Genomic DNA, 13359 nt, shown 5'->3' with positions numbered 1-13359 from the left:
CCCGGCGGTCCCGGTGCCCTCGCCCAGGGTGGCGGCGACCCCCATCGCGCCCGCGCCGGGCCCCGCGGAGCCCGACGCGTCGGCGGACGACGAGGTGGAGGGCGCCGGGCGGCTCAGTTCCTCGCGGACATTGGCATAGTGCTGGTACTCGGTCGCCGCGGCCGCCGTGATGAGTGCGGTGGCGTTGAGCGCCATGGTGCGCAGCTGTTCGGCATTGAGCCGCCGGCCGACAGCGGCGAGTTCCGGGCGGTGTGGGGCGGAGCGCAGCGCCTCATCGAGGATCCGCTCGTATTCCGGACGGTCCTCGCTCAGCAGATGCTGCGGAGCGGACTCCTGCCACCGCGAGCCGCGTTCCAGGGGGTCCTCGCCCGGCTCGCGGTGCGGCACGCCGACGCCTTTGCGCCTGGGGCGTCCCTCCTCTTGCGCCCGTGGTCGCGCGCTCGGTGTGTGCGGCGGCGGGACGGGGCTGCTCGTGCGGTCGGTGAGCTGTGCTCTCGTCTCCCCTTCCGACTCATTCCGCACGGACGCGTGGGACGCCTTCGCCGGGTGCACCCGGATGCCCAGGACTGAAGTCAGCAGACGGCGCGCAAGGGGAGGTCGGCGCGGGCTCGCGACGCCACTCGGCTTTGCCGCAGCGCGGTTCGTGCCGACTCGGGTTCCTTCGGGCGGTTCGGAAGTGCTGGAGGGCGAAGGAGTTGGCGAGATGACGGTCCGCACCCGAGTGTCGACCGGCCTGAACGACCCGGTGGGCGGCCGAAAGCCTGGCGACCGGCGCGAGATGACCGCCAGGACGCGGCCGGTGAAGGATTCAGCGGCCGGCGTCATACCTGCCCCCCTGCGTCTGATGATCCCTGTGGCGCGGTGATGCCTGTGTCCGGCTGCGCACTGTCCGCGGGAGAACCTGCCGCCTGCGGCCGGAGAGGAACACCGTTGGCGTGGCCGTAACCGTACGCCTGCTGCGCTTGGCCCTGAAGGGCTTGCTGCTGTGCCTCCTCGGCCACACCGCCCAGGGCGGCCCGGCCGACGCTCTTGACCGCCAGTGGCACCAGCGTGGCCAGTTGTTGAACGGCTGACAGTGCCCCTAAGCCGACCAGATAGGCCACGAGCGGGTTCACACTGTGCGGGTAGGTCGCGGCGAGGGCGCCCGTCGGGGCCCCACTCACGAACAACCGCAGCACCGCGGCGACGCAATAGCCCGGCCAGCCGGGCGCGGGCAACTGCTCCTCGCCGGGCCGCACATCGGGCCGGCGCCGAGGAGGCTCGATCGTGTCCGGCTGCACGTTCCATGGCATCTTGCGGTGCCACTTGACGGACTTGATGACGTCGACGGCCTCCATGGTGGCACCACCAGCCACCCCCACCCACGCGGCCATCAACCAGTCCATGAGCCGAGATTAGAAGGTCGCACAGTGTCAGGGAACGACCTCGCAGTATTCGCCCCGGTCACACGGCATCTTCACCCTGTGTGATCACGACGGGCAACAGCACCGGCCGCACCGAGCAGGGCAGCATGATCCGCCGCTCCATCAATTCGCCTCACCAGAGGTGCAGAAAGCTCCGGACGTCGTCGAGGCCGTCGAGTGCCCCATCGTCCACGTCCGACGAATCCACCTCGGCGCGCGCCGCCCAGGAATACGCCAGCGCAACGGCCTCATCGCTGAGATGTCCGAACCGTCGAGCGGTATGTCCCAGGCACGAGCCGGCCAGCCCAAGCAGCGGGCTGCCGGACACAGCCCGCATTCCGACCTGCACGCACCAGTGCTCGACGAACTCCCGATCGTCGTCGTTCAAGGCGCTCCCGACCAGAACGCCCGCCGCCGCGGGCTCATGCGCCTGGTCCCCGAGCGCCCTCTCCAGCGCCCCGACCACGACGTCATGGGGCAGGGCAGGAGGGTTGTGCGTCTCAGCCGTCCCCCCGTTCTGTCTTCGCGAGTGGAGTTCCCGCAGGTCAGCATCTGACGCTTCCCGGGAATCGGTCACTTCCCGGCTGTCCCTCGCGGCCTGAGGGGCGGGGCCGCCACCGTCGGAGGAGCAAAGGGCGGCACACAAGGACTGCTGCCCCGGACCCAGGACGAAGGAATTCGAAACGATCATGAACGTACGCATCCGCATCGCGGTCTCCTGCGCGACGCTCGCCGCGGTCACCGGGATCGCCGCGACCTCCGCGACCTCCGCCGTGGCGGCCGCCGCCTCGCCGAACTCCGCTGCCAGTGCCGTCACCTGCTCCAAGTGGAAGTCCATCTCCGCGGACCACAACTCCGTCGGCGTGCGGTACATGGAGTGCGACCGGAAGGTCGGCGGAAAGCAGCAGACCAGCGCTGCCCTCTATATCTGGGACAACAAGACGGACGGTAAGTACGCCCGGGTGAACGTGGCCACGGGGTACGCCCACTGGAACGGGCTCGACCAGACGTGGTTCCGCTACTACTCCTGGACAAGCACCCGCCACCACAGCCCCAAGTACGAGACGGGCTGGCACTCCGGGAACGACGTCGAGGTACTGCTCAAGGCGGTCCGCGGCTGACCGCACCGCAGCGGCGGCGCCCCCGGCCAGGGAGAAGGGGCGGGCCGCCGTCGGACGTACAGCCGGCGAGTGGCGTTCTCCCGGGGAAGTGCCCTCGGCCGGTGCCTGGTTGTCAGCTGTGCCCCGGCGACGGGGTCGTCCGGGGATTCGGGGGTTCCGTGAGCCTCTCGGTACCGCCCGGCTGCGTGCAGCCGTGGCCGCCGGCGGTCAGGGTGGTGCAGGCCCTGGCTCCGGACGGGGTCATCGCCACCGTCATCGCGGTGTAGACGTCGGTGTCGTAGTGGACCTTCGCCTGCAAGGTTCGCCCGTGGTCGGCGATGACCTGGGCGACATCGCCGGGGCGTCCCCAGCTGATCCGGGCCCACGCGGCCTTGCAGGCGTCGCTGTACCGCAGCTCCACGTACACCCCCTGGATCCTGGTGAGGGCTGCGGTCCACGCGTCACCGGCGCAGCCGGTCTGCTTGGGGTCCTTCGCAGTGCAGCTGTCGCTGAAACAGCTGGTCTCCAGCTGCCGCGTCGGTGAACTCGCCGCAATCTCCCGGCCGGTACGGTCCCGGGGGCCGGAGCCTTGGTCGAGGGCGATGAACACACCGGCGCCCGCGCAGGCGAGCAGTGACGCCGCGGCGATCGCGACCCGTCCTGGACGGTGAAACGCGGGCCGGGACGGGCGCGCGACGGGCGCCGGTGTGCTGCGGGGTTCGTCAACCACGGAGTCTGCCGGTGCCGTGGCGGCGGCCCGTTCCGCACTACCGCGGTCCTTCCAAGCGATCGTGGCGTCTTCCCACAAAGCGGTCAGCCGTGCCGGCTCGGCTCCGACGATTTCGCCCAGGGCCAGGACGGCCTGCCTGGGCGGCAGCGCCTTGCCGTTGAAGTAGCGCTCCCAGGAGGACTTGCTGTAGGAAGTCTGCCCGGCCAGGGCGGTCAGACTCAGCCCGCTGTGGTCCTTGAGTCGCCTGAGCTCTGTGGCCAGACGCCGGGCATCCGGTCTCAGAGCGTCAGGTAACTCAGCCCATTCCCTCATCGATGTCCCCCAACGGCCGGCGCACCGTCCGGCGCGCGGCACGGCGCGTACAGCGGCACCGTGCATAGAAACGAATGTGCTGCTGGAACAGCCGTCGGGCAGAAGATTAGACCGCCCGGCGGGTGATATCTCCGGCATCACTGTATTTTTTCACCCTGCCTGCGGTCGGTATTCGGTCAATGCCGTACCAGGTCCGCCGGGGACGTGCGCCGACCTGCCACGGGCCGTTAAGACTGAGGGGTGGGCTTTGTCGAGGCGGCCAGGGCGGTCGTGTGCGCGGTGGCGCTCGCGGCGGTGTGCGCCGGCGGAACCCAGTCGGCCGGCGGAAGCCGCCTGCACGGGGAGGGACCGCCGGTCGACGACTGGCAGGCCGCTCCGCGTCTGGAGGAGCGGCACACTCCGCCCAGTGATCTGGTGGGGCTGTGGCAGGGGATCTTGTGGGCGGACGGCTACCTGCCACGCACCAGCGTCACTTGCTCCTACGATGCCACGACGGTGGCGGCGACCCGCGTCTGGCAGAGCAACCACCGTCTGTCCGCGGACGGCATCGTCGGCCCGGCCACGTACGGCGCGGCAAGCCGGCGTCTCGCCGTCGTCCCGCCCTGGACGGTGTACCACGGAGACCGCTTCGATCTGCCGCTGCGCCGAAACGGGGACGGTGTCTACGAGGTCTGGGACGTCGGGCGGTTCCGTGAACTGCGCCTGGACGCGGTCACCCTGGCCCGGTGCCGCCGGTGACGGCGTCGGCCCAGCTGTCGGACTCCGACACCCCCAGCTGATAGTGGGCCACGACCACGGCGGCTCGCGTCGCATCGGGTCCGCCGGGGATCATCGCCGTCCACGCAGCACCCGCGGGCGCCGCCTGCCGGGCTCCGTCGTCCCCGGCGACCAGCAGCCCCGAGGTTCCCTGGGCCGGCTGGACCTCGGCCCAGCCGGCGTGACAGGCCGGGCTCCAGCGCAGCGTCAGGGTCCGCCCGAGCGCCCGGAGACGGTGCACCGTGACCGCGTCCTGGTCGCACCGCTGCCGATACGGATCGAGTCCCTGGCAACCGACCGGCCCACACGGCGTACCCGACCGGGGCGCCGTCGGGTGCAGCGGCCAGGGCCAGGCCGGTGCGCCGACCGGCGCACCCTGCGGAACCGGCACACGGTCTCCACCCCAGTGATGCCATGCCAAAACGGCCGCCAGCGCACACGCCCCGACCGCCGCGACCACCGCGGCCGCCGCATGCCGTCGGCCGCGTGAACGCGCCGTCGGATGCGACGCCGCTTCCTGCCCCGCTCCGGCCTTCGGCGACGGGCCCCGGTCCAGTGCCGTACGGGGTCGGTCGGTATCCGCCCAGACGTCGGCAGCCGCTTCCCAGACCACTCGTAACCTGCCACGTTCCGCTCGCCCCAGCCGGCCCAGCGCGTCGACGGCTTCCCAGGGAGGCAGCGAGCGGCCGCCGAGGTAGCGCTGCCAGGAGCTGACGCTGAATCCGGTCTTGGCGGCGAGCGACGTCAGGCTCAGCTCACACCGGTCCTTGCACTGCCGCAACTCCCCCACCAGCCGCTGCAACTCCACCGGTACGTCGTCGCGCCCGCGCCGCCGACGGGCTGCCATCCGCTCCTCCCACCCCGAAAGGGCAGCGGGCCTGCCCCCCACCGCGCCATCGTACGAGCGCGCCGAGCCACTGCCGTCCGACCCAGTGAAGGACTCGGCCGCGGCCCGCTCGTCCAGGCCCTCCGCGTCGCGCAGGACGAGCACCGCCCGGCGCTCGGGGGACAGCCGGTGCATTACGTCCCTGATATCGGCGGCAAGTTGGGGGTCGCCGCGCGAGGGCAGGGTGCACAGGTCGACGGGCGGGGTGAACGGGGCCTCGGTGCCCAGGACCGCGTACGACAGGCTCTCCTTGTCGTCGGCGGCCCCGGTGCAATCGGTCGCCCAGCAGAGGAGGCATCCGCGGCATACGTTCCCGCGGATGTGCCGGAACTGTCGACTGCTCCCGATCAGACCTTCCCGACGAGCGAGGCGGACCTCTTGCACTGGAGGGCGCTGTTCGAGGAGCCCAATGCCGCCGAACTCGATGGTCAGGAAATCGGCGGTCCGCCTCCTGGGTGGCCGGGCTCGCTCGCGTGGGCCGCCGATCGGTGGCCGTCTTTCACATGACTCTCCGGCCCAACTGGTATGGCCCCGCCCGGGAGCGTGGTCGACGGGCTACTCGCACGGTGAGCGCGGCTGGTCCGTCGCGGGGAAGACACAGATCGCCGAGACCTCGTGCCGGCGTCCGGCACTCGGCGGGCCGTGCTGATCGCCCGGCACGGCATGTCGTCGATCCAGACCGCGCCACCGCCAGCGGGAGGGGCGGATCAACCGGCCTGGGAGACAAGCGCCTTGTACTCCATGTCGGACAGGTCTGTGGCCTGTACGTGGACCTGGACACCGTCGAGCAGGTTCCGGAGCGTGCTGTAGCCGGAGAAGTGCGCGATCCTCTCCTCGGCGTTCGTCCCCGGCGGGCACCAGGAGATGAGCACGATCTTCTCCTGACGGGTCCCGTCCGCTGTTGCGAAGAGCAGGTCGTGGACGACGTACCGGGGCTCGTCCGCCGGCAGGGCCTTCAGTAGTTCGTCGTGTGTCAGGTTCCCCTTGGCGTCGGGGATGACGATCTCCAGGTTGTCGCTGAGCCGGTAGATCACTGTGTTGATGTCCCGCCTGCTTTTCAGCTCCTGGAAGGCGCTGATACAGCTGTCGTCCACTGGGATACCACCGCTCACGACGAATCCTTCTGATCATTGGGAGAGCAGGCCAAGCGGCTCAACGAACAGGCTCCCCGGGAGGTTCTGGGCCGCTTGCCCGTTCGTTGCGAGGGAAGATCGTGATCAACCGGTCAGGCCGTATCCCTCCTGGTCGGGCGGTCATGACGCGGAGCCGGTGGACGGCTTCGGCGGCGTGAAGTCCCCGGCGGGCGCCGGTGATACGGCCGCCCTCGCGGCGGCGATCCAGACGTCCGGCGTCAGCGGCTTCTTCCGGCTGTACGCCCCTGCTGTACGCCCCTGGGGCCCCTCGGCCGGGCCCTCGGCCTCAGCCCTTGCCGAAGTGCGCCGCGGGGGTGGCGCCCGCTGCCCTGAGGGTTCTGGCAAAGCCGCCGGCCAGCTCGGTGAGGCGCGCGGTGGCGGCAGGGCCGAGGTGGTCGTACGGGGCGGCGTCGAGGCGGTCGGTGAGCGCCTCGGCCTCACCGCGCAGGGCCGCGCCCGCGTCCGTGAGGTCCCCCGCCTTGTCCAACAGCCCGCGCTCGCACAGCCGGTCCCGGGCGGCGGACCACTGCTCCGCGGACCACCCGCGGGTCCGCATGAACAACGCCGACGTCGGCGCCGTACCGGTGGCGTTGTGCAGGACGAGGGCCTCGATCCCGGACAGGCCGGCCACCGCCAGAGCCACGAGGTGACCGTCACCCCGGTGCTCGCGCAGCAGCGTCGCGGCGTGCCACAAGGCCAGGTGCGGTTCCTCGGGCACGGAAAGGCCGGCGTTGGCGGCGTACAGCGGCCGCGCCTCGCGGCGGCACGCCTCGGTGGCGCGCAGCGCCAGCTCGGCCGCCTCGGCCATCTCCTCCGATGTGAGGGCCTCCTCCCCGAGCAGCCGCCGCAGCGTCCCGTCCGCGCCGCGCAGCCGGGCCGCGAGCACCGCCTCCGGCGTGGTGACGGCCCACGCGGCGGGGATGTACCGGGCCACGTGCTCATGGTTGAAGTTGTAGAACGTCGCTGTGACGGTGCCCGCGCCGACCTCTCCGAGCGGGGCCGCGCGGCCCGCGAAGTAGGCCATGGCGCCGCGCTCCAGCCCGAGCGCCGCGAGTTCGTCCTGCTGCTCCGGCGCGAAGTACACGGATGTGTGCACGGGATTGACGACGTTGTGGCAGCGGCGTCCCGCGCTCGCCTCGAATGGCCTCACTCGCCGGCCCACGGCACGAGGACGGCTCGGGCGAGCGTGTGCTGGAGGATGAAGAAGCTGAGGGCGGCCGGGGTCGACTCCGGGGTGATGCCGAGGGCTGTCACGGACGGTATGTCGAGTGCGTTGACGGCGATGTAGTAGCGGTGCTTGCCGGTTCCCGGCGGTGGCGCGGCGCCGACGTAGGCGTTCGCGCGAACATCGTTCGAGACGTGGAAAGCGCCGTCCGGCAGGCCGCCGTTGCCGGGCGTGCCGGCGCCGGCGTCGAGGGACGTCACGTCGGCGGCGATGTCGGCCACCGCCCAGTGCCAGAAACCGGACGGGGTCGGGGCGTCCGGGTCGTACATCGTGACGACGAAGCTGCGGGTAGCGGCCGGGAAGCCGCCCCACGACAGCTGGGGGGAGCGGTCCTCGGCTCCGGCGACGCCACTCATGGCGGCGAACTGCGCCACCGACAACGGGGCCCCGTCGGTGACGTCCGCGCTCGTGACGGCGAACTCGGGAACGGCAGGCATGGTGTCGTACGGACTGCTCATCGGGTCTCCCATCGAGCCAGGCGTTCTGACTTTCAATAATCAACCACACTTTTAAAAATACTGCCACCTGTCAAATGTTGTAGGATCCGTCCCGTGGCGAGAGGAGCCGGGCAGCAGACCCGCAGCGAGGTGGTGCAAGACCGCATCCGGGCCGACATCCTGGGCGGCCGGCTCCGGCCTGGCCAACGGTTGAAGTTCCCCGAGCTCAGCGAGCAGTACGGGGTGAGCACCGGCGCCGTACGCGAAGCCCTGCTCAAGCTGGTCGCCAAGAACCTGGTCAGCTCCGAGGCGCACCACGGTTTCCAGGTCACCGACGTCACCGCTCGCGGGCTGGCTGACCTGACCGACACCCGCACCGAGATCGAGTCCCTCACCCTGAGCCGCGCCATCAGCGAGGGCGACCTCGCGTGGCAGGCTCAGGTGCTGGCCGCCCACCACACTTTCGAGCAGACCCCACGCGGCGACGGTGACCAGCCCAGCGAGGACTGGCTGATCGCCCACGCCGACTTCCACACCGCGCTCCTGGCCGGCTGCGCCAACCCCCGGCTACGCGACCTGGCAGCCTCCCTGAGGGAAGAGGCCGAACTGTACCGGCGGTGGAGCCGACCCACACCGGCAGAGACGCACCGCTGGACCGACCAGGCCGTCCACAAAGAACACCGGGACCTGCTCGACGCGGTCATGGCCCGCGACAGCGAGCGGGCCGACGCCGTCCTGCGCCGCATGATCAGCTCCACGTCAGGGATGGTCCTGGACACCGAGCCGCACGCGTGATGCCCGGCTGAGGATCGTGGCGAGGTGGGGTGCGGCGGCCGTCCGCCGAAGCTCGACCCGGAGGACTACGAAGCGACAGTCCTCGTAGCGGCCATCAACAAGTGGCTGTGAACAGGGGCAGAGGCATCCCCGGCCCAGGCCCGCGCGCCGCCGTGGACCAGTAGGACCGTGCCGGTCACGTAGGAGGAGCGGTCACTGAGGAGCCGGACTGCGGCCTGGGCGATCTCCTGCGGGTCGGCCGCGCGGCGCAGCGGGGTGTGCGCCGTGAGTCGCCCTCGGAGACCGGGTGATCCCTCTTCCCAGGTGCGTATCATCTCGGTCGCCGTGGCACCGGGGGCGAGGGCGTTGACGCGGATGCCTTCCGGGCCGTAGGTGACGGCGGCCGACTCGGTGAGGCTGTTGACCGCCCGGTTCATCGCACCATAGGCGGGCAGCTCGGCGTTGCCCATCAGGCTCCCGACGGACGAGTTGTTGACAACAGCGCCCGTCCCGGCGGTGGTTCGGATGGCTGCTGGATCGTCGCGCCGTTGTTGAAGACGATGTCGAGCCGGCCGTACCGGTTCACGGCGCGGTCCACGGCGGCGCGCATGCTGGTCGCGTCGGCCAGGTCGCACACCACGTACTCCGCGGTGCCGCCCGCCGCCCGAATGAGAGCGGACAGCGCACGCAGGTGAGTTTCGACAGCACTTCGTGGTCGGCCGGCGGAGGCATGTCGGCGAGTTTGGGCAGCACCAAAGCTCCGCCCGGTCTGCTCGCCTGATGCGATGATCACCCTCGTGTCTTCGCTGCCCGCCATGGAGTGAGTGAGAGGACGACAGGACGTGGATGTGTATGAAGCCGTGGACAGTCGCAGAGCCGTGCGGGCGTTCAGCGATGAGCCGATACCCAAAGAGGTACTCGAACGAGTGCTGGCTGCAGCGACGCGGGCTCCGTCGAGTGGGAATCTCCAGCCTTGGCATGTGTATATCGTGAGCGGCGAGCCCTTGGCCGAACTGAAGAGACGCGCGACGGCCAGGGCGCTGGCGGGAGACCCGGGTGATGAGCGGGAGTATCCGATGTACCCGGCCGAACTGACCTCACCGTATCTGGACCGTTTCTCCGCCGCGGCTGCGCAGCGGTACAAAGCGCTGGGAATCAAGCGCGACGACCCCGACAGGCCCACGAAGATCGCCGCCGTGAACTCGGACGCGTTCGGGGCTCCGGTCGTACTGTTCTGCTACCTCGACCGGACGATGGGGCCCGGACAGTGGGGGGACGCGGGGATGTACTTGCAGACGGTCATGCTGTTGCTGAGGGCGGAAGGGTTGCACAGCTGCCCCCAGGTGATGTGGACGATGTATCGCGAGACGGTCAGCAAGGTGGTCGGAGCCGATGACGGGCTCGTGCTGTTCTGCGGTGTCGCGGTGGGATTCGAGAAGGAAGGCGTGCCACGGCTGCGCACCGGGCGGGCGGACATGACAGAAACAGTGAGCTTCATCGGAGGATGACCCGCTGACCGGTGATCCTCACGACAGACGGGTCGTCAGTCAGTGGCCGCCGGTGAAGATCTCGCGGACCTCGCGGACTGCGTAGTAGACGAGCACGTAGCCGGCCGCCGGGTCGGCCCACCACCAGCCGACGGCGGTGTTCAGGGCCAGGCCGAGCAGGACCGCGGCGGCCAGCAGGCCATCGATCAGTGTGACGCGGCCCTCGGTCTTGAGCACCGGGTTGTCCAGGGCGGCGCCGGTGCGGGCCTTACCCGCGGCGAGGGCGAACATCACGACGGCGGTGACCGCGGTCCACCCGATGCCCAGCGGCGAATGGCGCGGGTGGTAGCCGACGGCCAGCACCCAGGTGGACTGCACCAGCAGGTAGACCGAGAGCGCCGCGAATCCGACGCCGATCAGCCGCAGCGCGCGTTGCTGACGTGCTTCACCGGTACCCGACAGCTCCCAGATCACTACCGTCGAGGCGCCGATCTCGATCAGGGAGTCCAGTCCGAACCCGGCCAGCGCCACCGAACGGGCGGAGACCGCCGCGACGGCAAGCACCACGATGCCGATGGTGTTCCAGGCCAGCGTGGTGTATTCCAGGACGAAGCCCTGGCGGAGCAGGGAATCGCGGGAGATCTCTTTCGGAGCGGTCACGTCCTGATTCTCTCCAGTCGGCACTCGCCACCGGCACCCCCGGCGCCCGAGACCGGCGGTCAGTACTGCGCGTGCGAAGTGCGATCACTGGTTAGGCGTGACCGAGCAGCAGCACGGTGGAGTTGGGTGTTCCAGCTCAGCAGGTACCGATCAGGCGGAGGTCAGTGAGGCATGGATCCGGCTGATAGCGCGCAGGATTTCGTCCCGGTTCCTCGCCCGCTTGATCCATAGCGGCAGACGCGCCACCAGTGTCATCTTCTGTCTGGTGTCGTACCAGGGTGCTCGTTCACGCAGCGGCGCTTGGACAAAGCGCTGGAGCAGGTTCAGGTGGTCCAGGTTGTATGCCCACAACCACCCATGACGGGTCTCGCGCTGGAGCCACAGTGGCGTGCCGAAGTACGGGTCCGTCGCGGGCTGAGCCGTACCCCGGCTGAACGAGACGCGACTGGCGGTCGAGACCCGTGACAGCCCGCAGTTGCGGCAGACAAGACGCCTGGACGTGAACAGCGTCGCTCTCGCGTCTCCCGCACCCGCGGGTGACGGCACGACGTGAGCGACCTTCGCGCAGTTGGGGCAGCGCACGAGGATCGAGCCGATGAAGTCGTACTTCGTGCTCCGCGGATCCCGGAACCGGTGCGCGGCGGACAGGGTGGTCATTCCGTGAGTATGCGGCTGAGCGGCGGAGCATCGCATCCCTGTATCGCCCCGGACTCCCGACTCCCGACTCCCGACTCCCGACTCTGCCCCGTGAGGCACGGTCTCGTGAAGCGCGCCTGAAGGTCTCCTGTCGCTCCAGCGCGCATAGGCGATGTTCAAGGTATGCGGTTCTCGCGACGAGCGGGTGTGCCGGCTTCCCTCCCGACCGCCTCCAGGGCATGAGCCACCGCTTCGAAGCGATCCCGCGCCCCAGTGCTCGTCCGGCTCGAGGTAGAAGGAGTGAGGGGGCGAGGGCGTCCGCAGCCGTGACCGGGAGTGGGCCGTCACCCATGGTGGACAGAGCGTTGGAGCAGCCGACGGTAGTGCTCGGGATCGGCCAGGATGATGTCCTTGGCCCGCTTCTGGGCGATCTGCAGGTCGTCCGGGTAGACGGACGGATCGAGAGACACCCACAGCGAGAGGTCCTGGCGGACTCCCGGGTCCTCGCAGGACAGGAAGGCGGCCAGGACCGCATCGCGGTAGCAGTCACGGAGATCCGACAGGGCCTCCACCGCTGCCTTGCTCTCCGAGGTGGGTATACCTTCCTCCCACGACGCGTACTCCGCGTACTCGATAGGAGGGCGCGCGAAGTACCAGGCCATGGTCGCGCCGACCTTCTCTGCCTCGGAGCCGGTACGCACGTACCGAATGATCTCCTCCTGTACCCAGCGGTATCCGAGGGCGTTCACCAGCGGCCGGACGAGTTGGTTGATTCCGCTCCGGCAGGACCCGGTCCGGACTGAACAGCGCCAACAGCTCATCAAGGAGTGGCTCGAACACAGCCTCCCGACCTGGCCTGTCCGGGATCATCTCCAGTGCCATTCCCACCCCTCCGTCACCTGGTTGCCGCTGATACTCGGGACCGCGTCGTCATCCGCGAGAGATCTCGGCGGTGGAGGCCAGCCGTAGGCCGGCCAGGGCGAGGAAATCGGTGAGTTCGATGTGGCCACCGTCGGTCCCGTCGTCCCACTTCGTCCAAAGCCTGGACTCCTCACCGTCCCACGTGTCGATGTCCTCGCTCGGATGCTGCTCGACGGTCCCCTCTCCGTGCCGGTACCGCAGATACAGGTACTGGCCGCCGGTCGTCCACGCGTCCCACTGCGACGGGAAGCCTCCGCTGGTCTGCACCACCCGGGCGAGGATCACGTCCTCGTGCAAGTGGGTCTCGACAGGGCCCAGGTGCTGGTCGTGGGCGAGGACGAGCTCGTCGTCGAGGGCGAGTAGGCGGATGCTCCCGCCGGGGAACTGGAGCGTGAGTCCGGCCCCGAAGTCGACGCGCGCGTCCCGATAACCGATCTCTCGGACCGAGCGGACCGGCTCGCCGATGAAGCGGGTCACCGACAGGCCAGGTGGATTCTCGACGACCACGATGCTGCCGTACTGCTCCATCGAGTACGGCTCGTGCGGCTGGTCGATCGTCAGCGACAGGCCAGTGCTGGGTGTGTGGAAGTGGACCGGGCCGAGCCCTTCGAGATGGAGACACAGATGCAGCAGCGACGGCTCGCCATCGGCGTAGTGGTGCCAAGCCGTGGTCACCCGCAGCAGCCGCTTACCGATCAGGTCGGCGGCGTACAGCTCCTCATCGTCGGTCACCCGCTGATGCTCGCATGGCTCTCAACTTGTCCGGCGCGGGAGTCGAGCGTTCGGTCCGGTGTGGCCGGCATGCCCCGAATGGATGAACGGCGGCTCCATCAGCGCCGGTTTCCACCGCGGTACTACTGCGGCCCGTGGAGGTGTGTTCGCGCCGGGGAGTCCGACGA

Annotated in this window: 15 protein-coding genes and 2 pseudogenes; 4 read left to right on the top strand and 13 right to left on the bottom strand. The window is 69.7% G+C overall.

Annotation, left to right across the window (positions count from 1 at the left end; all coding sequences use genetic code 11):
• The 3 genes and pseudogenes from KVT44_RS35305 to KVT44_RS35295 form a co-directional block, all read right to left on the bottom strand.
• Positions 1-357, bottom strand: a pseudogene (locus tag KVT44_RS35305) (hypothetical protein); the annotation flags it as partial.
• 464 nt (positions 358-821) lie between these two features.
• Positions 822-1385, bottom strand: a complete 564-nt coding sequence (locus KVT44_RS35300) for a hypothetical protein (protein ID WP_217571431.1) — start codon at positions 1383-1385, stop codon at positions 822-824.
• Positions 1386-1536: 151 nt separating this feature from the next.
• Positions 1537-1791 carry a hypothetical protein gene (locus KVT44_RS35295; RefSeq protein WP_254650314.1) on the bottom strand — a complete coding sequence of 85 codons (255 nt, stop codon included), beginning with the start codon at positions 1789-1791 and terminating at the stop codon, positions 1537-1539.
• A 301-nt stretch (positions 1792-2092) separates the two neighbouring features.
• On the opposite strand from KVT44_RS35295, the gene KVT44_RS35290 reads away from it, so the two are divergent.
• Positions 2093-2524, top strand: coding sequence for a hypothetical protein (locus KVT44_RS35290; protein WP_217571427.1), 432 nt, complete (start codon positions 2093-2095; stop codon positions 2522-2524).
• A gap of 112 nt (positions 2525-2636) precedes the next feature.
• Here KVT44_RS35290 and KVT44_RS35285 read toward each other — a convergent pair whose 3' ends face one another.
• Entirely contained in the window at positions 2637-3545 is a 909-nt protein-coding gene (locus KVT44_RS35285) for an XRE family transcriptional regulator (RefSeq protein ID WP_217571425.1), read from the bottom strand.
• 240 nt (positions 3546-3785) lie between these two features.
• Between KVT44_RS35285 and KVT44_RS60670 the strand changes: the two genes are divergently transcribed.
• Positions 3786-4283 carry a peptidoglycan-binding protein gene (locus KVT44_RS60670; protein ID WP_217571423.1) on the top strand — a complete coding sequence of 166 codons (498 nt, stop codon included), beginning with the start codon at positions 3786-3788 and terminating at the stop codon, positions 4281-4283.
• Here the strand turns inward: KVT44_RS60670 and KVT44_RS35275 are convergent.
• From KVT44_RS35275 to KVT44_RS35260, 4 genes are all read right to left on the bottom strand, one after another.
• Complete coding sequence (locus KVT44_RS35275) at positions 4258-5571, bottom strand: XRE family transcriptional regulator (protein WP_217571421.1); 1314 nt, start codon at positions 5569-5571, stop codon at positions 4258-4260. The two genes, KVT44_RS60670 and KVT44_RS35275, sit on opposite strands and share 26 nt — an antisense overlap.
• 323 nt (positions 5572-5894) lie before the next feature.
• A complete protein-coding gene (locus tag KVT44_RS35270) occupies positions 5895-6299 on the bottom strand; it encodes an actin depolymerization factor/cofilin-like domain-containing protein (RefSeq protein WP_190171172.1) in 405 nt (134 codons plus the stop codon).
• Between the two features lie 307 nt (positions 6300-6606).
• The gene (locus tag KVT44_RS35265) at positions 6607-7470 is read right to left on the bottom strand and encodes a hypothetical protein (protein ID WP_217571419.1); all 864 of its coding nucleotides are present in this window, start codon (positions 7468-7470) and stop codon (positions 6607-6609) included.
• Entirely contained in the window at positions 7467-8003 is a 537-nt protein-coding gene (locus tag KVT44_RS35260; RefSeq protein ID WP_099918963.1) for a YbhB/YbcL family Raf kinase inhibitor-like protein, read from the bottom strand. The genes KVT44_RS35265 and KVT44_RS35260 overlap by 4 nt, the downstream gene beginning before the upstream one ends.
• A gap of 93 nt (positions 8004-8096) precedes the next feature.
• Here KVT44_RS35260 and KVT44_RS35255 point away from each other — a divergent pair, with 93 nt between their 5' ends.
• Positions 8097-8777 (top strand): GntR family transcriptional regulator, encoded by a 681-nt coding sequence (locus KVT44_RS35255; protein WP_217571418.1) that lies wholly within the window; start codon positions 8097-8099, stop codon positions 8775-8777.
• 137 nt (positions 8778-8914) lie between these two features.
• Here the strand turns inward: KVT44_RS35255 and KVT44_RS35250 are convergent.
• Positions 8915-9573 (bottom strand): annotated as a pseudogene (locus KVT44_RS35250) (SDR family NAD(P)-dependent oxidoreductase); the annotation flags it as partial.
• 25 nt (positions 9574-9598) lie between these two features.
• On the opposite strand from KVT44_RS35250, the gene KVT44_RS35245 reads away from it, so the two are divergent.
• Positions 9599-10264: a nitroreductase gene (locus tag KVT44_RS35245; protein ID WP_217571461.1), complete on the top strand. Its 666-nt coding sequence runs from the start codon at positions 9599-9601 to the stop codon at positions 10262-10264.
• A gap of 39 nt (positions 10265-10303) precedes the next feature.
• Here KVT44_RS35245 and KVT44_RS35240 read toward each other — a convergent pair whose 3' ends face one another.
• The 4 genes from KVT44_RS35240 to KVT44_RS58635 all read right to left on the bottom strand — a co-directional run bounded on the left by KVT44_RS35240 (position 10304) and on the right by KVT44_RS58635 (position 13192).
• Positions 10304-10903, bottom strand: a complete 600-nt coding sequence (locus KVT44_RS35240) for a cation transporter (RefSeq protein ID WP_217571417.1) — start codon at positions 10901-10903, stop codon at positions 10304-10306.
• Between the two features lie 150 nt (positions 10904-11053).
• On the bottom strand, positions 11054-11560 hold the full coding sequence (locus KVT44_RS35235) for a hypothetical protein (protein ID WP_217571416.1): 507 nt from the start codon (positions 11558-11560) through the stop codon (positions 11054-11056).
• Positions 11561-11883: 323 nt separating this feature from the next.
• Positions 11884-12240, bottom strand: a complete 357-nt coding sequence (locus KVT44_RS35230; protein ID WP_217571415.1) for a hypothetical protein — start codon at positions 12238-12240, stop codon at positions 11884-11886.
• Between the two features lie 229 nt (positions 12241-12469).
• The gene (locus KVT44_RS58635; protein ID WP_254650313.1) at positions 12470-13192 is read right to left on the bottom strand and encodes a hypothetical protein; all 723 of its coding nucleotides are present in this window, start codon (positions 13190-13192) and stop codon (positions 12470-12472) included.
• Positions 13193-13359 lie beyond the last annotated feature (167 nt).

It is taken from the genome of Streptomyces sp. GbtcB7 (genome assembly GCF_019091445.1).
Taxonomy (GTDB): Bacteria; Actinomycetota; Actinomycetes; order Streptomycetales; family Streptomycetaceae; genus Streptomyces; species Streptomyces mirabilis.
Note: the sequence above shows the minus strand (reverse complement) of the source record. Positions and strands in the feature narration are given on the sequence as shown.

Excerpts from the sequence above, each read along its gene's own strand:
- KVT44_RS35300 (WP_217571431.1), bottom strand. The coding sequence starts at position 1,385 with ATGGACTGGTTGATGGCCGCGTGGGTGGGGGTGGCTGGTGGTGCCACC.
- KVT44_RS35290 (WP_217571427.1), top strand. The coding sequence starts at position 2,093 with ATGAACGTACGCATCCGCATCGCGGTCTCCTGCGCGACGCTCGCCGCG.
- KVT44_RS35285 (WP_217571425.1), bottom strand. The coding sequence starts at position 3,545 with ATGAGGGAATGGGCTGAGTTACCTGACGCTCTGAGACCGGATGCCCGG.
- KVT44_RS35260 (WP_099918963.1), bottom strand. The coding sequence starts at position 8,003 with ATGAGCAGTCCGTACGACACCATGCCTGCCGTTCCCGAGTTCGCCGTC.
- KVT44_RS35235 (WP_217571416.1), bottom strand. The coding sequence starts at position 11,560 with ATGACCACCCTGTCCGCCGCGCACCGGTTCCGGGATCCGCGGAGCACG.